At 57.7% G+C, this 21,540-nt stretch carries 17 protein-coding genes; 7 read left to right on the forward strand and 10 right to left on the reverse strand.

All coding sequences use genetic code 11. The annotated features are described in order from the left end of the window. Positions 1–175: 175 nt before the first annotated feature. Positions 176–1,216, reverse strand: coding sequence for a tagatose 1,6-diphosphate aldolase (locus tag A6A03_RS06205; RefSeq protein ID WP_066784992.1), 1,041 nt, complete (start codon positions 1,214–1,216; stop codon positions 176–178). Between the two features lie 200 nt (positions 1,217–1,416). On the opposite strand from A6A03_RS06205, the gene A6A03_RS20305 reads away from it, so the two are divergent. The 5 genes from A6A03_RS20305 (at position 1,417) to A6A03_RS06225 (ending at position 9,147) form a co-directional block, all read left to right on the forward strand. Then, entirely contained in the window at positions 1,417–1,587 is a 171-nt protein-coding gene (locus A6A03_RS20305) for a hypothetical protein (protein ID WP_156525280.1), read from the forward strand. A 103-nt stretch (positions 1,588–1,690) separates the two neighbouring features. Then, on the forward strand, positions 1,691–3,424 hold the full coding sequence (locus A6A03_RS06210) for a long-chain-fatty-acid--CoA ligase (RefSeq protein WP_066784995.1): 1,734 nt from the start codon (positions 1,691–1,693) through the stop codon (positions 3,422–3,424). Between the two features lie 1,433 nt (positions 3,425–4,857). Continuing rightward, a complete protein-coding gene (gene pruA / locus A6A03_RS06215) occupies positions 4,858–6,423 on the forward strand; it encodes an L-glutamate gamma-semialdehyde dehydrogenase (protein WP_066784998.1) in 1,566 nt (521 codons plus the stop codon). A gap of 228 nt (positions 6,424–6,651) precedes the next feature. Further along, positions 6,652–7,509 carry a DUF72 domain-containing protein gene (locus tag A6A03_RS06220; protein ID WP_066785001.1) on the forward strand — a complete coding sequence of 286 codons (858 nt, stop codon included), beginning with the start codon at positions 6,652–6,654 and terminating at the stop codon, positions 7,507–7,509. 63 nt (positions 7,510–7,572) lie between these two features. Continuing rightward, positions 7,573–9,147 carry a proline--tRNA ligase gene (locus A6A03_RS06225; protein ID WP_066785004.1) on the forward strand — a complete coding sequence of 525 codons (1,575 nt, stop codon included), beginning with the start codon at positions 7,573–7,575 and terminating at the stop codon, positions 9,145–9,147. 164 nt (positions 9,148–9,311) lie between these two features. Here A6A03_RS06225 and A6A03_RS06230 read toward each other — a convergent pair whose 3' ends face one another. The 4 genes from A6A03_RS06230 to trxA all read right to left on the reverse strand — a co-directional run bounded on the left by A6A03_RS06230 (position 9,312) and on the right by trxA (position 14,205). Beyond that, the gene (locus A6A03_RS06230; protein WP_066785006.1) at positions 9,312–11,297 is read right to left on the reverse strand and encodes a CSLREA domain-containing protein; all 1,986 of its coding nucleotides are present in this window, start codon (positions 11,295–11,297) and stop codon (positions 9,312–9,314) included. A 694-nt stretch (positions 11,298–11,991) separates the two neighbouring features. Continuing rightward, on the reverse strand, positions 11,992–12,360 hold the full coding sequence (locus tag A6A03_RS06235) for a DUF3592 domain-containing protein (RefSeq protein ID WP_172812287.1): 369 nt from the start codon (positions 12,358–12,360) through the stop codon (positions 11,992–11,994). Between the two features lie 934 nt (positions 12,361–13,294). Continuing rightward, the gene (locus tag A6A03_RS06240; protein WP_066785013.1) at positions 13,295–13,678 is read right to left on the reverse strand and encodes a NifB/NifX family molybdenum-iron cluster-binding protein; all 384 of its coding nucleotides are present in this window, start codon (positions 13,676–13,678) and stop codon (positions 13,295–13,297) included. Beyond that, positions 13,675–14,205 carry a thioredoxin gene (gene trxA, locus A6A03_RS06245; protein ID WP_066785015.1) on the reverse strand — a complete coding sequence of 177 codons (531 nt, stop codon included), beginning with the start codon at positions 14,203–14,205 and terminating at the stop codon, positions 13,675–13,677. The genes A6A03_RS06240 and trxA overlap by 4 nt, the downstream gene beginning before the upstream one ends. A 420-nt stretch (positions 14,206–14,625) precedes the next feature. On the opposite strand from trxA, the gene A6A03_RS06250 reads away from it, so the two are divergent. Both A6A03_RS06250 and A6A03_RS06255 read left to right on the forward strand, forming a co-directional pair. After that, positions 14,626–15,063 (forward strand): hypothetical protein, encoded by a 438-nt coding sequence (locus A6A03_RS06250; protein WP_066785018.1) that lies wholly within the window; start codon positions 14,626–14,628, stop codon positions 15,061–15,063. Positions 15,064–15,075: 12 nt separating this feature from the next. Continuing rightward, positions 15,076–15,522 carry a hypothetical protein gene (locus A6A03_RS06255; RefSeq protein ID WP_066785022.1) on the forward strand — a complete coding sequence of 149 codons (447 nt, stop codon included), beginning with the start codon at positions 15,076–15,078 and terminating at the stop codon, positions 15,520–15,522. Positions 15,523–15,616: 94 nt separating this feature from the next. Here the strand turns inward: A6A03_RS06255 and A6A03_RS06260 are convergent, their stop codons facing one another. The 5 genes from A6A03_RS06260 to A6A03_RS06280 form a co-directional block, all read right to left on the reverse strand. After that, positions 15,617–16,342 (reverse strand): endo alpha-1,4 polygalactosaminidase, encoded by a 726-nt coding sequence (locus A6A03_RS06260; RefSeq protein ID WP_082908928.1) that lies wholly within the window; start codon positions 16,340–16,342, stop codon positions 15,617–15,619. 91 nt (positions 16,343–16,433) lie between these two features. After that, positions 16,434–16,808, reverse strand: coding sequence for a DUF3592 domain-containing protein (locus A6A03_RS06265; protein ID WP_066785026.1), 375 nt, complete (start codon positions 16,806–16,808; stop codon positions 16,434–16,436). A 218-nt stretch (positions 16,809–17,026) separates the two neighbouring features. Next, positions 17,027–19,933: a CSLREA domain-containing protein gene (locus A6A03_RS06270; protein ID WP_066785029.1), complete on the reverse strand. Its 2,907-nt coding sequence runs from the start codon at positions 19,931–19,933 to the stop codon at positions 17,027–17,029. A 196-nt stretch (positions 19,934–20,129) separates the two neighbouring features. Beyond that, positions 20,130–20,519: a hypothetical protein gene (locus tag A6A03_RS06275; RefSeq protein ID WP_066785032.1), complete on the reverse strand. Its 390-nt coding sequence runs from the start codon at positions 20,517–20,519 to the stop codon at positions 20,130–20,132. Positions 20,520–20,658: 139 nt separating this feature from the next. Next, positions 20,659–21,462: a hypothetical protein gene (locus A6A03_RS06280; RefSeq protein ID WP_066785035.1), complete on the reverse strand. Its 804-nt coding sequence runs from the start codon at positions 21,460–21,462 to the stop codon at positions 20,659–20,661. Positions 21,463–21,540: the final 78 nt, after the last annotated feature.

Below are 21,540 nucleotides of genomic sequence, written 5' to 3' on the forward strand. Positions count from 1 at the left end.
GGCTGATGGGTCTCACCCTCCGGCCCCCTCCCGCTAGAGGGGGTTGGTTTGGATAGCCACAAAAAGACACAAAACACACAACATGGGGGTGCGCTTGACGTCTTTTTGGGGCGATTGATCACGCTCCGGCAGCTCCCGGCCCTTCAGGGCCGGGATTCCACTTCAATACCGGCAATCAACTCACAACCGGCAGATCTACGACCTCGATATTCTCCAGACCGCCGTAGATCGTCCACCATGGCTTGGCGCCCTTGGCCAGCGTTTCATTCAACGCAGTAATATTGGCCACGCCGCGATCTTCAAGCCATGCCTCCAGCGCCGCCAGCCCCTGCTGGGCATAGACCGGGATGCCATCTTGCCACGTGGCGCGACCGCACAACACACCGGCGAAGGGCGTCCCCGCTTCGGCAGCCAACTCGAGCGTCTCGCGGAACACCTCATCAGAGACGCCGGCGCTCAGGTAGATGAACGGCTTGCAGGCAGCAGCGGCAGCCTGCCGGAAGTATTCTTTCGCCTCTTCGCGGCTATAGGCCTTCTGGCCGCTAAACACGCGCATCCCCTCGACAAACTTCACATTCACCGGCACCTCGACCTTGAGCACATCGACGCCATACTGCGGCTTCGAGAACTCAGCCATGTAGGCGGTGACATACTTGGGCTTCACCAGCGCAAACTCAAAGCTCTTCTCATCGCCAACCGTATCATCGTAGGCGATCGGCTCAAGGAAGAAGGGAATATCGTTCGCCGCACACTCAGCGCCGATACGCTCGATGAAGGCGTGTTTCACCTCGTTGATAGCAGCATCGTCGAAGGGGTTATAGTACAGCAGAATCTTGATCGCATCAGCGCCGGCTTCCTTCAGACGGCGCACGCTCCAGACATCGAGCAGATCGGGCATACGACCGCGCACTGAAGCGTCATAGCCAGTCTTCTCGTAGGCGAGCAAGACACCGGTACCGGGAGCGCGCTGGGCAATCGCCGGCAAGCCATACTCCGGATCCATCAAAATAGCGCTCGCGTGGCGAGTGAGAATGCGGGTGACAGCGGTTTTGAAGACCGTCAGATCTTCGTTCGATGCATCCGCACCGCGCGCCTTGGCGATTGCCTTTTTCAGCGAACCGCGCTGATCCATCGCCGCCGCTGCAATAATGCCATTGGCGTCAGCACAGGCTTGAATCCCATTAAACTTGCCCCGCGTCATCTTCACTTTAGCCATTGGACAACTCCTTGTTTACATCATCGGGCAACAACCAGCGTGATCGTCTGGCAGAAGGGAAATAGCTTGCGTACACAGACTGGGAAAGAGCAGAGCGGCTACACCCTTATTATACTCGATTCACTTCCAACGCCGGTAAAATATGGTACAATCGACATGTATTCCCCCAATGTACACGGGAAGAGACACGGGGAGGTTGTATGAAACAGGTGATCGGTGTCTTCACCTTTCTGCTTGGTCTGATTATCGGCTTGATCGGCGGCGCAGCCTTGCTGGCCTACGCCTATCAAGCAGCCGGACTGTACCCGCCCGACGATGCAACGATCAAGTTCATCGCCCGCGAGCGGGGTTGGCTCCGCGACGATGTGTAGGCAATGGCCGGCGGCGCGGTGAAGGCAATCGCCTTCACCGCTGAGCAGTAAGCAATTCGTTGTATTCCCCTTCGTCACGTTAGGGCGCACAAGGAGGTGCAATTTGGACAAGATTTGGTTGTCGTACTACGAGCCGGGCGTGCCGCAGTCGCTGACCTATCCTGATATTACGCTCAGCGACATGTTGAACAACAGCGCCAAAACCTACGCCGATCACACTGCAACCAACTTTGTGTTGCGCTATCTACTCGGCGGGCGATTCACCGTTGGCGGCAAATTCACCTATCGGCAGTTGAACGAAAAAGTTGACCGGATGGCGACGGCGCTCTACCAGCTCGGTGTGCGCAAAGGAGATCGGGTGGCGGTGATGCTGCCCAACTCGCCGCACTACATTATCACCTTCTTTGCCTGTATGCGGCTCGGCGCGATCGTAGTCAACACCAATCCGACCTACACCGGGCGCGAATTGCAGCACCAATTGCATGACTCGGGCGCCGAGACGATCGTGCTGCTCAACCTGTTCTGGCCGCGTCTGCGTGAGGTGCGCGCGGAGACGCCGGTCAAGCGCGTGATCGTGGCGCACATCTTTGACACGCTCGGCTTCCCCTCGAACTTGCTGGTGAAGAGTGCGCAGAAAAAGACGCCGGAATGGGTTGATGTCATGCCTGAGCAGGACATCTTCTTCTTCCAGCACCTGCTCGAGAAGTACGGCCCGACGCCGCCCAAAGTCAATCTCAAGCCCGATGATGTCGCCTTGTTCCAATACACCGGCGGCACGACTGGCCTGCCCAAAGCGGCGATGCTGACCCATCGCAATCTGATCGCCAATACGGTACAAGTCGCTTCGTGGTTGACCCGCGGCCAGCCCGGCGGCGAGAAGATGATGGCCGCTATCCCCTTCTTCCACGTCTACGGCATGACCGTGGCAATGATGTACAGCATCCACATCGGAGCCGAGATTGTGATCGTGCCCAGCCCGCGCCCGATCGATAACGTGATGAACGTTATTCAGCGCGAGCGCTGCACGCTCTTCCCCGGCGTACCGGCGATGTACATCGGTATTATTAATCACCCGAAGGTCAACGAGTATGACCTGCGCAGCGTGAAGGCTTGTATCAGCGGGTCGGCGCCGCTGCCGATGGATGTGCAAGAGAAGTTCGGCCAACTGACCGGTGGCCGTCTCGTCGAAGGCTTCGGCATGACTGAGGCCAGCCCAGTGACGCATTGCAACCCGGTCTTTGGCGAACGCCGCGCCGGTAGTATCGGCATCCCGCTGCCTGACACCGAGGCGAAGGTGATTGATCTGGATACAGGCAAGGAGATTGAGCCGGGCAGCGACGCGACCGGTGAGCTGTGCGTGCGCGGGCCGCAGGTGATGAAGGGGTATTGGCAACGGCCCGACGAGACAGCGCAGACGATCGACGCCGATGGGTGGCTGCACACCGGCGATATTGCGCGGGTCGATAAAGACGGCTACTTCTACATCGTTGACCGCAAGAAGGATATGATCAACGTCGGCGGTCTCAAGGTGCTGCCGCGCGATGTCGAGGAAGTGCTCTTTATGCACCCCAAGGTGATGGAAGCAGTGGTCGTCGGCATTCCGCATCCGCAGCGCGGCGATGATACGGTGAAGGCGTTTGTGGTGCCGAAGCCGGGAGAAAATCCGACCGTCGAAGAGATTAAGGAGTTCTGCAAGCTGCATCTTGCCCCGTATAAGGTGCCGCGTGAGGTTGAGTTCCGCACCGAGCTGCCCAAGACGCTAGTCGGCAAGGTGTTGCGCCGTGTGCTGGTCGAGGAAGAAAAGGCTAAGCAGAAGGCGGCGATGGCGACCGCGTAAGGTGGTTGCCCTCACCCCCGTGCCCCCTCTCCCCCGCTGGGAGAGGGGGATTTTTTGATAGCCACGAAAAGACGCAAAAGCCACAAAAACACACACCATGTTGGTGTATTTTGTGGCGATTGAACACCCTCCGGCAGGGCGGGATCATAGCCCCCACCCCCAGCCCCTCCCCCGCTGGAGGAGGGGGGGGATTTTTTGATAGCCGCAAAAAGACGCAAAAGCCGCAAAAACCTATTTTTGTGTATTTTGTGCCTTTTTGTGGCGATTGCTCACCATCCAGCGGCGCGGGCTGATGCCCCCACCCCCAGCCCCTCCCCCGCTGGGGGAGGGGGAATTTTTTGATAGCCGCAAAAAGACACAAAAGCCACAAAAACACCACATGCTTGTGTATTTTGTGCCTTTTTGTGGCGATTGAACACCCTCCGGCAGGGCCCGGCCCTGAAGGGCCGGGCTATCCTTACGAAGCCCGCTGCGCGGGCTGTTGGATAGCCGCCAACACCCATAAAAACAAAATCTTTTTGTGTCTTTTGCGTCTCTTTGTGGCGATTGCTCCCCATCCAGCGGCGCGGGCGATGGCCCTCACCCCCGTGCCCCCTCTCCCGCTAGTGCGGGAGAGGGGGAGCCACGTGCTGGCAGGCACAGCAGGGCAGGAGCGGAACGCAGCCACGCCCCTCTCCCGACCAGTGGGCGAGGGGCTGGGGGTGAGGGTACACCCTCGACCGCTTTCCGGCTGTCATTGCGAGGGAGCGGCGGCTCCCAGCGCGGCTGGGGGCCGCCCGACCGAAGCAATCTCCCGTTCCAGCGGCATGAGCCGGCTCAGGGATAGCAGGCTCTGAAGGGCCGGGCTACCCTTACGAAGCCTGCTGCACAGACTGATCGATGAGTGATGGGATCCCGCCCTCGCGGGAGATTGCTTCGCCTCACGGCGGGCCGAGTGGCGCTCGGCCCCGACCGCTCGGCTCGCAATGACAAGCCGGAAGCGGCGTTTCTCCGAACATAAAAACACAATCTTTTTGTAGCTTTTGCGTCTCTTTGTGGCTATTGCTCACCATCCAGCGGCGCGGGCTGATGCCCCCACCCCCAGCCCCTCCCCCGCTGGGGGAGGGGGGATTTTTTGATAGCCGCAAAAAGACACAAAAGCCACAAAAACACAACCTGTTTTTGCGTATTTTGTGTCTTTTTGTGGCGATTGCTCACGCTCCGGCAGGGCCCGGCCCTGAAGGGCCGGGCTATCCTTACGAAGCCCGCTGCGCGGGCTGTTGGATAGCCACCAAGACCCATAAAAACAAAACCTTTTTGTAGCTTTTGCGTCTCTTTGTGGCGATTGCTCCCCATCCAGCGGCGCGGGAGAGGAGTGATGGTTCGCGCGGTTCGCCCATTTCCCTGCTACAATGAGCAGTGATGGCAGCCCCACAATGGCAAGGAGAATAGATATGCTGACCCCCTTTCAAAACGAACCGTTTGGCAATTTTGACAGCGGCAACCGGCGCGCGGCGATGCAGCGGGCGATCCGGCACGTCGCCGGACAACAGGGAGGAACCTACCCGCTGGTGATCGGCGGCGAGCACATCATCACCGAGCGCAAGCTGGCCTCGATCAACCCGGCTGAGCCGAAGAAGGTCGTCGGCTACGCCAGCAACGCCTCGCAAGAGCAGGCCCATCAGGCGGTAGTGGCAGCCGACGCCGCCTTCCGCACGTGGTCGCGCACACCGGTGAGCGCGCGAGCGCAGGTGTTGTTGCGCGCAGCGGCGATTATGCGCCGGCGGAAGGAAGAGCTAGCGGCGTGGATGATGCACGAAGTCAGCAAGAATTGGGTCGAAGCCGATGCTGATGTGGCCGAAGCGATCGACTTCTGTGAGTGGTATGCGCGGCAAGCGCTCGCGTTGCAAGGCGAGCGGCAACCGCTCGTGCCCTATCCCGGCGAATTTAATGAGTTGCGCTACATTCCGCTGGGGCCGGGGTTGGCGATTCCGCCGTGGAATTTCCCGCTCGCAATTGCAACAACGTTGACGGTAGCCCCAATCGTGGTCGGGAACACGGTCGTGCTCAAGCCGTCGCCGCGCGCGCCGGTTATGGCCAATCTATTGGTACAGATTTTGGAAGAGGCTGGCTTGCCGCCGGGAGTGGTCAATCTCATCACCGGTGAGGATGCGGTGATCGGTGATTTTCTGGTCGATCACCCGCTGGTGCGCTTCATCGGTTTCACCGGCTCGAAGAATGTCGGCTTGCGCATCCAGCAGCGCGCCGCCGTGCGCCAACCCGGCCAAAATTGGCTCAAGCGCCCGATCCTTGAGATGGGTGGCAAAGATGCGATTATCGTTGATGAGACGGCTGATCTCGAAGCGGCGGCAACCGGGATTGTCGTGAGCGCCTTTGGCTTTCAGGGCCAGAAATGCAGCGCCTGCTCGCGAGCGATTGTAGTTGATCAGGTTTACGATCAGGTCTTGCAGTGGGTGATCGAGAAGACCAAGGCGCTGCGGCTGGGCAACCCGACCAAGCCGGAAACCGATATGGGTGCGGTAATCGACCAGCGCGCCTTCGATTCGATCAGCCAGTATATTGCGATTGGGCAGGAAGAGGGCCGGCTGGTGGCCGGTGGCGAGGTGATCGATCACGAATTGGTGAAAGACGGCGGCTTCTTCATTAATCCTACCGTTTTCGCCGATGTCAAGCCGCATGCCCGCATTGCTCAAGAAGAGATTTTCGGGCCGGTGCTGGCCTTTATCCGTGCCGCCAACTTCGACGAGGCGCTGGCGATTGCGAACGATACCGAATACGGCCTGACCGGAGGTCTCTATAGCCGCAACCTCGAACGGCTGGAACGGGCGCGCGAGGAGTTCCACGTTGGCAATCTCTATTTCAACCGCAAGTGTACCGGCGCGCTGGTGGGGGTGCAGCCGTTCGGCGGCTTCAATATGTCGGGCACCGATAGCAAAGCCGGCGGGAGCGATTATCTGCACCTGTTCACCCAACCCAAGGTGATCAGCGAGCGGTTCTAACGAGGCAAAGGCGCGGTAGAGCCGGACGGCTGTCCGGCTCCGCAAAGGCGCAGAGTTTTTTAACGCAAAGACGCGAAGTTCGCAAAGAGCGCAAAGGGGGTTGGGGTGAGGGTGGCTTGAGAAGGTAAGAGCCAACCTAGCACGGTTATGCATAGTCGTATCAGAACGTCTCTCGAAGCAGCTTTGCGTCTTTGCGTTTCCCAACAGATTGCAGTTTAGGGCACAACCATGATCAGAATTGGTTGCGCGGTGTGGGCCTACCCCGGCTGGGTGGGTGACTTGTTCCCGCCGGGGACGCGCAGCAGCGAGTTTCTTAAGCTCTATAGCCGGCAGTTGACGACGGTGGAAGGCAATACCACCTTCTACGCAACGCCAGCGCCGGCGACGGTGGCGCGGTGGGCCGCCGAGACGCCGGCCACTTTTCGGTTTTGCTGCAAATTGCCGCGCGAGGTAAGCCATGCCGGTCCGCTGGCCGAGAAGTTGCCGCAGGCGCGTGCCTTTGTCGAACGGATGCAGGGGCTAGGGGAACGGTGCGGCCCATTCTTTCTGCAATTGCCGCCGGGGTATGGCCCGGCCCGCCGCGCCGATCTTGAGCGGTTTGTGGCCGGTTGGCCGCGCGAGGTGGAACTGGCGATTGAGGTGCGCCACCCCGATTGGTATCTGCCGGTGGGGGAAGCGCCGCTGATGGAATTGCTCGAGCGATACCGGATCGGGCGGGTGATTATGGATGTGCGCCCAATCCGCGATCCGAATGATCCCGGCGGAGCGCTGCTGGATGATGCCCGCGAGCGCAAGCCCGACGTGCCGTTACGCCCATTGCGCAGCAGCGGGCCAACGTTGGTGCGTTATATCGGCCATCCCGATCTGGCCCGCAATGCGCCGTTTCTGGATGAATGGGCGGCGCGGATTACGGAATGGGCCACGACCGACTCTAATATCTACTTGTTTATGCACTGTCCCGATGAAGCGCAGTCACCGCATCTGTGCCGCCAGATCGCGGCCCGGCTACACGGGTTGGGAGCGCCGGTGGCCGCGGCAGGGGATAGCCCGCCTGAAGCGCCGGAGCAGTTGGGGTTATTTGGATGATGGGCAAGGCATAGGCGACTGCGATGACCATGACCGCATTGACTCGATGATGGAGCGACACCGATGCATCTTGCTACCTTATTCGGGCGCACGTTGCGCCAAGCGCCTGCCGAAGCCGGTTCGACGGCAGAGCAGTTGTTGTGGCGAGCTGGGATGCTGCGCGCGCTGAACGATGGCGCGCCGGCGTTATTGCCGTTGGGCAGCGCGGCGCTGCGGCGTTTGGCGACGCATCTGGCGGCGGCGGTACAAGCCGGCGGCGCGCACGAGGTGACGTTGCCGACCACTGCCGCCGAACCATGGCCAGAGACGGTACTAGCCCTATCCCGGCGCGACATCGACTCGTACCGGCAATTGCCGCAGACAATCTGGAGCTGGCGGCGGCGGAAGCGGCCCACGCGCAGCCGTGCTACCCTGCTGGATTTACCGACGCCAACTACGCTGAGCTGGGCAACGATGGCGCTTGATGGCGAGCAAGCGCAGAGCTTGCTGACCGCGGCCCGCGCGCAGCTTGGCGCAGCGTTGCGCCACTGCGGTCTTGACCACGTTGCCGAGGCCCTGCTCGCGGCTGGCGCAACCACGCTGATCGTTGACAGCCACGCCGCGCCGCAAGCCACCCTCGATTGCCCGGCCTGCGGCTGGCGCGCGCCGCTCGAACTGGCCCCGCTGGCGCCACCGCCACCCTACACCGGCTCAACGCCAGCGATGAGTCTAGTCGAGACTCCCGGCGCGAATACGATTGCGGCGCTAGCCGCCTATCTCGGTATCCCAACGGCAGCCACGGCCAAAGCGCTCTTCTTTTACGACAACCGCGGACAACGGTTGGTGTTTGCCGTGGTGCGCGGCGACCGTGAGGCGAGTCTGGCCAAGCTGGCCGCCGTGATCGATGCCGGCGACCTTGTGCCGGCCAGTACCGAGCAGATTCAGGCATGCGGCGCGACTCCCGGCTATGCTTCACCGGTTGGGTTGCGCGAGGTGCTGGTAGTGGCCGATCTGAGCGTCACCAACGGCGCGCCGCTGGTGGCCGGCGCAAACCGGCCCGGCTACCATCTGCGTGATGTGGTCTACGGGCGCGACTGGCAAGCGACAGTGGTGGCCGACATTGCCCAAGCCGCTGCCGGCGACCCTTGCCCGCGCTGCGGCACGGCGCGCAGCGAAGGGCGCGGCGCAGTCATCGGCGCGATCAGCGAACCGCAAGCCACCGATCTGCTGGTGCAAGCCGCTGATGGTCAAAACCGGCCATTGTACCTCGCCGGGATCGAACTCGATCTCGAACCGCTGCTGCACCTCGCCGTCGAGCAGCATCACGACGAACGCGGCATCGTCTGGCCGGCGGCGATCGCGCCGGTGGATGCGCATGTGATTACGCTGGGCCGGGGTGAAGCGGTGGCAGCCGCCGGGCAAGTGCTCGCCGATGACCTGCGCGCCGCCGGGTTAGCCGTGCTACTCGATGATCGCGACGAGCGGGCGGGGGTGAAGTTTAACGACGCCGACCTGATCGGCGCGCCATGGCGATTGGTGGTAAGCGAGAAACTGCTGGCCGCCGGGCAAGTGGAAGTACGCCGGCGCACTGAGGCTCAGGCGACGGTGATCGCGCGGGAAGAGGTGGCAGCGTGGTTGCGAGGCGGGGGTTCTGCATAAACTGATGACGACCGTAGCTCAAAGAGCGCGAAGATGGAGAGTATCCCATAGGGCAATCTGCACGGTCAAGCCACACTAAACAAGGAATGCTGACAATACGGCTGGTGAAGTGCGGCAGTCAAACTGCCGCACCCCCTCAAGACACATTGTACGAACCAGTGGAGCTAGCGCGACACAAATGGCACATACACCTTCGCGCTCACTGTCACTGTATTGGCACAATCATTGTTCGTCTCATTGTTTTCAGCAATCACACCGTCGGGATCAACCCGGCACACCCCGCCTGCCGCCGGATTGGCCAGCGTGCCAGTAGCCGTTGGTGTGGCATTAAACGCCACGGCAAACGAACCGTTCGTCGCTCCTAGCGTCACCGCGCCGCCGGTGGCCGTGCAGGTCAGCGTATTGCTTGCGATCGCGCAGACAATGTTGCTGCTGCCGGTCACATTCGTCACATTCTGCACCGCCGGCGTACCATAGCTCGCCCCAGCCGGCAAGTTATCACGGACAATCACCTGCCCAGTATTGAACGTCGCCGCTGCCACGCCACTATTCGTCACCGTCACTGTCCACGTAAACGGCAGTCCCAGCGTCGCTATGCCGCCAATATTATTCGCCTTCGTGGCGATCAGGTCGGGGGACTGCACTGTCACCGAATTGGCACAATCATTGTTCGTCTCATTGTTTTCAGCAATCACACCGTCGGGATCAACCCGGCACACCCCGCCTGCCGCCGGATTGGCCAGCGTGCCAGTAGCCGTTGGTGTGGCATTAAACGCCACGGCAAACGAACCGTTCGTCGCTCCTAGCGTCACCGCGCCGCCGGTGGCCGTGCAGGTCAGCGTATTGCTTGCGATCGCGCAGACAATGTTGCTGCTGCCGGTCACATTCGTCACATTCTGCACCGCCGGCGTACCATAGCTCGCCCCAGCCGGCAAGTTATCACGGACAATCACCTGCCCAGTATTGAACGTCGCCGCTGCCACGCCACTATTCGTCACCGTCACTGTCCACGTAAACGGCAGTCCCAGCGTCGCTATGCCGCCAATATTATTCGCCTTCGTAGCGGTCAATTCGGCAAATGCCACTTCATACGCACCGATGTCACAGATCGCCGAACTGTTATCATCGCCGTCTTGCGGACGGGTGACGCCATTCTGCGACTGATTATTGACTGGCGGCGCCGCACAGGTTGCATTATCACCTGCATCAATTGCGGCACTACCAGAATTAAGCGGGAAGTATGCTGGCGAGCCAGTGATGGCGCCAAGATTAGGATCCGTACCGATGATGTTGCCATTGACGTCGTTAGTTAATCCGCAGGCATTAGCGCTATCTTTGATCAAGTTGTTGATGTTTGATCCGCTAAGTGAACCAACACAATCGCCGCCAGTTGCACTATTTGCAATGATAGTGTTCTTGATAGTGGCGCTACCTGTAGACCTCATAATACCACCGCCATTACCTGCGCTGTTACCAGAGAAGGTGCTGTTTATCACTGTCAATGTACCGGTACTATAAATGCCGCCGCCGTTACTTGTAGCATTATTGCTGGCGAAAGTGCTGTTTGCTACGATCAATGTACCAAGATCATTACTGATCGCACCGCCATTATTTCCGGCATTGTTGCCAGAAAAGGTGCTGTTCGTCACCGTTAGTAGGCCATTATTATTGAGAATACCGCCGCCGCTATTGCCGATCCCAGCATTCCCCTTTGCGATCGTCACATGGTTCAGCGTCAGATTGGCGCCGCTATCCAATTGCAATACGCGCACATCGCCGGTATTGTCGCCGTTGGTATCGCCGCTGATAATGATGTTCTGCCCGCTGCCATCAATTGTTAACGCGCCCGCCATGATCGCATCGGTAATGGGTGGCAGGGTAGAAGATAGTACGATCGTACCGCTGACGCTAAAGGTGATGATATCATTGCCGGGGCTAGGCAAGCCACAATCAGCTAAGGGAACCACCATACTATTTGCCATCAAGATCGCTTCGCGTAAGGTGCATTGCCCGTCACTAGCTATCGTGTCAGCAGTGGAATTGACAATATACCCCGCAGCATAGACTGGGCGTATGCCCGGCGCCATTCCCGCCACTACCGCCAATAGGACAACGATGAGCAACCGTATCCGCCAGATCGAGGGCACCATACCAAACCTCCGTCATGTGATTGAGCGGACAACCTGTAACATAACGCTGCGCCGCTGCCCCGGATGATCACCGGTATAGCAGCGGCGCGGCAAGCGGGCGGCAGGCTTAACCAAGGCGCGTTGGGAGGACGCTGCGGCGGCGCAAGCGGATCAGGCGGGGATATACTGGAAGTAGCGACAGGTAAGCAAAGCGGCAAATGGCACAACATAAGCCAGTGACAATGTGAACATTATCAAGAGTTATGTGTAGGTTTCGCAAAATGTCTTGTTTGTGACAAATTATACACCTGCGATCTTTTCACTGTGAAGTTACAAAATATTCATCTAAAATCATCAAATCATTTGACTAAGCAATAAAAGCATACAAAGTCATTTGTGAAACATTGAACCAACCGAGACCATTTCGCAATATCGTATTCTTTGCTGCATGGTGCTAAGTTATGCCACCTATTGCTCCAATCCATGCCAACAAAGCTATAGTTTAGAGGTATAGGTTAAAGTAAATACAATCCACAAAGCATTGCCAACTTTGACCCTATGAATAACCAGTCAGTCAGTACAATAAAGACTACCAAAGCAAGCCTACAAGGCATACACCCATTCCGAACATAAAACTCGATCCACGACCCTTTGGCAATTCGCCATTAGGGCAAAGCGAAGAGACTCATCAAGCCTAACAGCATCCCAGACCCAATCAGCAAAATAATTGCCACACTGAAGGCAAACAGAGAAAGAGCTTGCCTTTACCCTTAATGCGAGCCTGTTCAGGTTGATGGAGCGGGTAAGCCACAGTAACAATTTGGCCGATTTGGTAGGCAGGCGGTTCAGAATTTATTATCCCGGTGATAGTAACCTCTTGGCCATTCCGTGCGACGAACCGGACCAAAGGAGCATAGGCCTTGCCATGCTTGACACGGCGCTTAACAAAACCAATAACTGCACCTTGAGTTTCTAGACCGTTTTGGAACGGACGGATGTGAAAAAAGATGTAGGCTGTAGCTGATAGAAACATTAATCCTAAACCAAGAAGAAAAAATATTACGATATGCATAACTTTCATCATACCACTCCTATTGTTGTGAATGTTGCGGTTGCTTGTGTATTGATGGTGACGAATACTGATATAGACACAGGTTGGCAGCGCGAGCATCAGTCAAGCTGCCGTACTCCGAAAGGAAACATGCTGCGCTCTATGGGAGTATTAGCCTGCGCCGCTCTATAATACCCTAATGAGATCAATAGTGCAGACTCAATGTTCACATGATCGTATTTAACTGCCTTTGCTCTATTGCAGCAAATCGCAGCGCAGAATGATTTCAGGGTAGATTGATGAGTGGCATTGATGGATGGCCAGTCGCCGTTAGAAGGGAATGGAGTCCGAGGAGGGTGAGGGAGTTAACACAAACGCGCAAAGCGAGCAAAGGCGCAGGGGATGGGAACGCAAAGGCGCAAAGGAACGCAGAGAGTGCAAAGATCGTTGGGATGGCGATCTTCCTCGCGACCCTGCGCTCTTGGGGTAAGAGCTAGATAGCACTCACCCCTTCCCCTCTCCCGCCGCGAGGTGGGAGAGGGGAAGGGGGATGAGGATGAACCAACACATCGCAAAGTTATTAACCACATATGCGCTCATACGTTCTGTCCGCCCTTGAACGCTGAGGGAGAGAGGAATGGCAGCTTATCGCCGAAGGCGCAGTCGCCGAGAATATTCACCATCCCCAAAACATCTTCGCGCTCTCTGCGTTCTTGGCGGCTTTGCGTTTAAGGTCTTTGCGCCTTTGCCCTTTACGACTTGATCATTGGCCCCCGCCCCCAACCCCTCCCCTGCTGGGGGAGGGGTGTACCTTCCCCGCCATACCTGCTCCCGCACAGCAGGAGCGGGGTGCGGCTGCGTTCCGCGCTACTATGCCTCTTCCGGCTTATAACAGCTCCCCCTCTCCCACCTTGCGGCGGGAGAGGGGGCCGGGGGGTGAGGGCCACACCAAAGCACACAGCGCTGCTCAATGCCGGTGATGCACCCGCTCAGGATGGTGGATGAGCGTGCCGTTGATAAACGCCTGCACCGCATCATCAATTGTACGTAAGGGAGTGCAGATGGCCTGTATACCGGCAGCTTGCACCCCCTGAAAGGCCGGTTCACCCATACCGCGGGCCACCACCATCTGGCAATCAGGCACGGCTTCCACCAACCAATGGTGCGAGCCATGATGGTGGTGATGATGGTGATGATCGTGCTCCTCTGCCTGATGATGGTGCCGCCCTTTCGGACGCGCTTCCCGATTCACCACCTGCCCTTGCTCGATCGTCACGACTTCATACCACTGGGCCCGGCCAAGGTGCGGGCTAATTGTCTGATGGTCATCGGTGGCAAAGGCAATCTTCATGAAGCCCTCCCCGAGTTCTGTTTGCTGGCGATGTCTTGCACCCAGCCGGTAATCGCTTTCCACACCGGACAACGATCGTAGACGGCGCTGAAGAAGACGAGACCGGCTAGCACATACAACGGCCAACCGCCGCTGGTTGAAAAGGCCAGCGCCACCAGCACCAGCGCGATCACAATCCGCAGCAGGCGCTCGACCGGCTTTAGGCGCGGCGGCGTCTTGCCTTCCGAGAGCAGGCGAAACATCTCGTTCAGATCGCTTTCCGGCTTGGCGCCAATATGGCGCGAAATCTCTTGTCCATCGCGAAACGCGATCAGGGTTGGGATGCCAAAAATCTTCAACTCGCGCAACAGGTCAGGATGATCTTCGGCGTTAATCTCCCAGAGCGCCACCTTCCCCTGATATTCTTGCGCCAGCCGCTTCAAAATGGGCCGCGTCACCCGGCAGGGCATACACCACGGCGCCCAAAAATCCACTACCACCGGCTGGGTATAGGTGCGCAATTGGGCTTGAAATTCAGCAAGGTTCATAATCGTCTCCTCAATCGCTGCCGGCAGACACGTGCGCCGGTCAGAGCGACAGCAATACCTCTGATAGGTAAGATGCGCACTACCCTCCTGATGTTACATCGCTCGATATGGAGTGCGGCAGTTAAACTACCGCACTCCATAACTTGGTCGCCAGCGCCAAGCGAGCTGAGGCGATCCCAGCCTGAACTTGCACGCTGGCCCACAGTCGCTCCTTGCAGCGCGTTAGCGACAATGATCGATCTGAAAGCCACTCGCAATTGTTTGTAACAAAAGTCACAGCTTCTCAAACAGCGCTAGACTACAATCTGAGCAAAGGCGCACCTCGCAGCAGAGTTTGGACAAAAAGCTTTCTTATAGTGGCTTAGGAGCGCACATGACCGATCTGCCAATAAACAAGCATCAATCCTAGGAAACGCAATTATGTATCGTCAAGCTCGCATCTACATCAAAACTGCGTTTATTCAGCTCGCCATCAGCGTGATCTTGGGCGCAATCCTGCTTACCAACACCGGACTAACCATCAACCCTTATCTCAGCCTGTTGGTACCAGTTTACTACCATCTGTTGATGGCTGGTTGGGCCACCCAATTGATTGGCGGGGTGGCGCTGTGGATGTTTCCGCCGCTTTCACGCGAACGGCCCCGCGGCGATGAACGGTTCGGTTGGGTGGCGTATGCCGCCTTGAATGGCGGGTTACTCTTACGCGCTGTTGCCGAACCGCTGCACGCGATCAGGCCCCAGCTCTGGACATCGTGGGCCTTGGTCATTTCTGCAATCCTGCAAGCAGGAGCGATCTGGCTCCTCGTTATGGCGTTGTGGCCACGAGTGAAAGGGCGAACGGAAGTGGGTCGTTCGTAAGGGAGGCCACGTATGCCACGAGCCAGCATCTTTTTGATCCGCACGGCGTTGCTCAACCTCGCCCTAGGGGCGCTGATTGGCGGCCTTTTGTTGGCAGATAAAGGGCTGCATCGATGGGGATGGTTATGGGCTTTGCGCCCCGGCCATGTGTACATCATGCTATTGGGGTGGACGGTGCAATTTGCCTGCGGTGTAGCCATCTGGATTCTCCCCCGCCGCGATGCCGAGGGCGGGCGCGGGGCGATGTGGCCGGTGTGGGTATTGTACGGTACCCTCAATAGCAGTGTGCTGCTCGCAACACTCTACGCGCCCTGTCTTGGCTGGTTCGGAGCTGAGCGCATCGTCTGGATGTTGCCGCTGGCGGCGTTGCTTGCAGTGACCGGCATTGGGGCCTTTCTCGGCCATGCATGGCGGCGAGTGCGCCCGTTTGGCGTGATGACAACCAAGCGTAACGCATAAGCAGTCCCCAACCGCCTGCAAGCGCTTGCTTACCGCCGAGATCGCAGAGAATACAGAGGAAGAAAGTCTTGATGATGATGCCAAGCCAATGACCCTATGGATGTGCCCGCCACTCGCGGCAATCGACCCGGTAGGCGTCGAGTTGCCAATGCTTATGCAACGCATTGAGATTCAGCGCCTGCGCCTGCGGGCAGAACACTGCCGGCGCCAGCTCATACTCGATCACGAACACCGGTTTGCCGGCCTGCAAAAAGGGCAACAGCAGATCGCATTCTTGGTACGAAAAGCACTCTTCGTTGAGCACCCAATCAAAAGAGGCGACTAAGGCCGGGATTTGAGCGAGATCGTTCTTCAAACCGATCAACAAGCCGCGCTGATGGGCCGCCTCGGCCAGCCAGATGTTGTAGCGTTCCTGATCGGCGGCGGTCAACGGGAAACCAGTGTCATTAGCATAGCCATTAACATTATCAGGATCGACGCCATCACACCCTTTGCTGACCGCGAGGTCAAGCCGGGTCTGCATGATCGGCGCCAGCGCATCGAGCTGGCGAATGTCAAGCCACCGTTCACCGGGCCAGCCAGCCAGTTCCTTGCCCAGCACCGCAGCCGGAAAGCGGGTGGCGTCAGGTCGCCAATCTTCATACGAGCCAGCGCTGAAATAACACATCACGAACACGCCGCGCCGGCGCAGCAGGGCGATGGTCTCGGCTGGCGCGTCAAACAGATCGACGTTGAACACATCGACGTCGATATCGATCTGCAAGGGGCCGGTGTATTGGATCTGCCAGCGCGCTTGCAATGGCAAGCGCGACGATGGCATAGATGTGGGTGCGGTTGCGGGCAACGGCGCGCAGCCGGCAACGAGCAGCAGGAGCAAGATACGTAAATAAACCCTCGCAACCACCGCCGCCTCACCACCCCAGCATCAGCGCCACTACCCCCAACCCAACCAGCATGACACCCATACCTACAAAGACCATGAGAAACAGATTGCCTTCACCCTTGATGCTCGCCCGGTCGGGCTGGTTGGGCGGGTAGCGGACAATGACCGTCTGGCCAACAGTATGGGCAGGAGGATTGGAAGCGGCCTTCCCGGTGAAGATCACTTCTTGACCATTTTGCGCAATAAAGCGCACCACCGGCTTAGCCGCGCCTTCGTCGTCAATCTCCAAATCAATCACAGCGCCTTGGGTTTCAATGGAATGCCCCAAGTAGTGGCCTTGATAGAAGACGAAACCGGCGAACACGAGCGCGAAGAATCCCATCCCAATCAGAAACAGCGCCATAGATCACCTCAGAGTCGCGTGATTGCCCTAGCGCTGGCTATCGTAGCAAATGAAGATTAAGGCGATGTTATGAATTGCTCTCAACTGGAACGCTTGCTGCAACCAGCGCGCAATCACAGCACGCCAGCCACGCAACACCCCCGCCCTGCATCAGACAGAGCGGGGGCAAACGTACACTACTACAGCCTTACCAAGAACTCGCTGCGATTGAAGCTATCTCAAGAACGCGTCACTAGCGGCACATAGACCTTCACATTGACCGTAACGGTATCGGCGCAGAGATTGTTACCCTCGTTGATCTCAGCCACAGCGCCATCCGGGTTCACCCGGCAGACGCCGCCAGCAGCCGGGTTCGCCAGCGTACCAGTGGTGGTAGGCGTGACGCTGACCACGACCTCGAACGAACTCGCAGGAGCGCCAAGCGTTACCTCATCGCCATCAGCGGTGCAGGTCAGGGTGGTGCCGGCAATGGCACATGCGATATTGCTGCCATTCGTCACGTTCACGAGATTCTGCACTACCGGCGTACCATAGGTTGCGCCAAGCGGCAAATCGTCACGGAAGATCGCTTGCCCGCTGGCAAAGGCAGCGGCGGCGATGCTAGCATTGGCAACGGTCACTGTCCATGTAAACGGCTGGCCAACCGTCGCCGTGTCACTGGCATTATTGGTCTTAACCGCCGAGAGATCGGCAAATGCCGCCTCCACGGCGCCAATGTCACAGACCACAAGGCTATCGCTATTGCCGTTTTGGGGGCGGGCAACACCATTTTGTGATTGGTTATTGACCGGCGCCGCAGCGCAGACCGCATTGTCGCCAGCGTCAATCGCTACGCTGCCGGGCAGCAGCGGGAAATAGCCGGGTACACCGGCGAATGGGCCGAAATTCAACTGCGCCACTGTAACTTGGGTGAAGCTTGAACCACAGGTATTATCAGTGGTCAGATTCGTGGTGCTACCAGCAGCAAACGCGCCAAAACAATTACCGCCACTGACACTATTAGCGATAATTGTATTCTTGACCGTGACGCTGCCGCCGTTAACATCGATGCCGCCGCCGCTCGTATTGGCCCGGTTGCGCCAGAAGGTCGCATTCACCACCGCTAGGGTACCGTTCACGCTGTTATAGATGCCGCCGCCGCGGTTAGTCGCCTGATTGCCGGAAAAGGTGCTATTGGCGATGGTGGCTGCGCCATTGCTGCTGTAGATAGCGCCGCCGGTTAGAGCGGCGCTATTGCCGCGAAATGTGCTACTGGTGACGATCAACGTGCCGGGATCATTATCGATCGCACCGCCATTCTGAGCGCTATTTTCATCAAAAAAGCTATCGCGCACGGTTAGCGAGCCGTTGCCGGCGTTCTCAATCCCGCCGCCAAACTGAGTAGCGGTATTGCGAACAAAGGTACTGTTAAGCACGGTAACTGTGCCGCCGTTATTCAACACACCGCCACCGCTGCCAGTGACTCTGCCGTTCGCGATGGTCAACGAGCGCAACGTCAATATGGCGCCATTGTTGACCGCCAACACCCGCACACTATCATTGCCGCTAATGGTGATATTCTGGCCGCTGCCATTGATCGTCAGCGCACCCTGCCCGCTGACAATGTTCGGCAATGTCGAGCCAAGCGTGATCGTACCGTTCACGCTGAAGAGGATCGTATCATCGCCAGCGCCGCCGATCCCGCAATCGGCATTAGCTGGCGCATCATTCGCCGCCAAGATCGCTTCGCGCAGCGAGCACAAGGAATCACCCGTTGTGTTGTCATTCAACGTATTAACGAGGTAGCTTACCGGTTGGAGCGAACGCTCATACGCGCCAATATCACAGATTGCTGAGCTGTTATTATCACCGTCTTGCGGACGGGCCGCGCCGCGTTGGTCGGTTGAGGGGCAACCGCTACTTGTACCGGCATCAATCGCTACGCTGCCCGACAGCAACGGGAGGTAAGCCGGCGAACCAGTGAGTGGGCCAACATTCAATTGGGCAAGCGTTACTTGGGTAAAGCTGGCGCCACAGGAATTATCGGTGGCCAGATTATTGGCACTGCCGGGTAAGAATGGGCCAGCGCAATTGCCGCCGCTCGTACTGTTGGCGACGATCGTATTCTTGATGGTAACATTGGGAACAGCATCTGTACTCACAAATATGCCCCCGCCAGTATTAGCAGCATTATTGGCGATAGTGTTATTGTTCAGAGTGCCTGTGCCGAGAATGAACAAGGCTCCGCCATTGCTGCCTGCGCTATTCGTAACAAAGGTGCTGTTCGTGATGGTTACAAAGCCCAAACCGAATATGCCGCCGCCACGACCCGTAGCGGTATTATTTGCAAAGGCGCTTTTCGTAACTATCAGTGTGCCGCTACTGACAATCCCGCCGCCGCCGAAAACGGCATTAGTCGTGCTGTTGCCGGAAAACGTGCTGTTACTGATCGCTACGCTACCGCCATTATTGTAGATACCGCCGCCGAGTTGGGCGCTATTGCCAGAAAACACGCTGTTGCTAATGGTCACAGCATTTGTCTCACTGGAAATACCACCGCCAAGGGCAGCGTTATTATTAGAAAACACACTGTTGTTAACCGTTACTGTGCCGCTGCTTGTATTGGCAATACCGCCGCCATTGCTGGCATTAGCGTTGTTTCCGGTAAAGATACTATTGTTTACGGTGAGCGTGCCGGCATTCGAGATACCGGCGCCGTTGCCGGCGCCCACTAAGCCATCGGCCATTATAAGCGATTGGATCGTCAAGGTAGCGTTGCTGTCAACGACCATCAATCGCACGAGATTATTGCCGCTGATGGTGATGGTCTGCCCGCTCCCGTCAATCGTAAGCGCTCCCTGCCCGCTGACAATGTTCGGCAAGGTCGCGCTCAGCGTAATTATGCCGCTCACGCTAAACGTAATCGTATCATCGCTCGCGCTCGGAGCACCGGGGCAATCGGTATCCGGGCCGTTATTGGCCTCTTGGATAGCTTCGCGCAGGGTGCAACGACCATCGTTGGCGATGGTGTCATTGAGGGAGGTGACAACATACCCGGCAGCGTAAACGGGATGCGAGCGAAATCCTGCTAACAGCAGCGTTCCCAACCAGAGGGCGGAAAGCAAGCGCAGAAGAGGTTTGTTCATGGCAAGGCCTCGGCATTGCGAATAGGATAGCTGGATGACGCCTACAGCGAACGTTTCGCAATACCGCGCCAAGAAGCAGAGCTTGCGAAGGCGATAAGTGAAACTGTTCTGGTTCAAACTATAAAGGAGAGAAACCGTAACTGCAAGTTACAAAACATTCACCAAACTCACCCTCACAAAAGAGCGGCCAAACACCTCAATCGTAAGCTACCTCTGCCCGTTTCGCCTTCACGCGCCCGTGCTCATCAAAGGCGATCTCGCGCATCAACCACGCGAAATCCCAAACAGCGAAGGCATTATCTTCCGCGTAGATCCATACGAAGTCGCCAACGTTGTTGAGCGGCGGGCCCAAGCGCTGCAAGACCTCTTCTTTGGTCATTCCGATCTGAATTTGCTGAAACGCTTGCTCGGAATAACCGGGGGCAAAGCGCGTATCAATCGCCGGATACGGGAAGAAGTAGCCTTCGGGGCCAACCGCAATCACGAGGATGAGCAAACCGCAGCTTAGCACGGTGATGGTCAGCGGGATGAGGAGCAGAACGAAGGCGAGCGGTCGCTGGAGCGAGCGATGGAATATAGCAGGCATAGACTGAGTCCTGTTTGAGAGTCATTCACCGGTAGATCATTTCTCGATTGGATTGCTAGCCATGCGTATCAACAACCAATGATACCGCTACAACCGCAGATACCAATCTGCCACCAACTACTAGCAGCGCCACGATGCGCTATTGCCAGTGCTGCAGTTCGGCCAGCAGCACTCCTTTGCGATCGAGCTTACGGCTCTGCGGCTGGGCAAAGCCTGCTTCTGTTTGAATCATCTGGTCAGCAAACGAAAACCGGTATCGTTTACGAACGTCTTGGCCAATCGTGAAATAGGCCTGCTCGTGCTCGGGCACAGCAACCATCGAGAGCTGGGTTGGGAAATCACCTGCAGTTTGCATAGTAGCCGCTAACACTGCAAAGCCGCAATCCACGCTAAAATGCGGTTGGTATTCCATGACCAAACGGCAGCACGTCTGATAACGTCCGGCACTCTCGCCAGTGACAGCCTTCGCATCAGAACCAACCACATCGCCGAGTGAGAAATTCGTGAGCGCCAAAACATCAGACGCAGCAGCGAGCCTGACGATGCCCCTGCCCGGCTCAATCACGCACGCTGCCCGTTGCGGCCCGGCCACAAGGCTGTGGACACTATGATTGGGAACGTTCACAATCGTCTTGCCGGCCAGTCGGCTCTCGATCGTATCCGGCGCCAGCGCACCGCTGAGCACATCTGCAAACACCTTCATGATATGCACATAGTGTTTGCCGCGCCGATACATTCCTGCCGGATGCGGCGCCACCATTTGCAGATTCATAAACACACCCTGCCGGTTAAGCCCAAACGCCGGATAAAAGTGTTCGCCATCTTTTTGCTGAACGAGCAACTGGTCTGCGTTTGGCAAGGTGAACTTGATCGGGCGTGCCGAAATATCGAAATTCATGCCAATATAGGTTTGGCCGGCATAGAGCACAAAGCTTGTACACATCGTAAAGGCACATCCTCTCAGCAACGATCAACAACGCTGGAAGCGGTATGACGCACTTCAACCACTACAGTGTAATAG

The organism is Chloroflexus islandicus (assembly GCF_001650695.1).
GTDB classification, from domain to species: domain Bacteria; phylum Chloroflexota; class Chloroflexia; order Chloroflexales; family Chloroflexaceae; genus Chloroflexus; species Chloroflexus islandicus.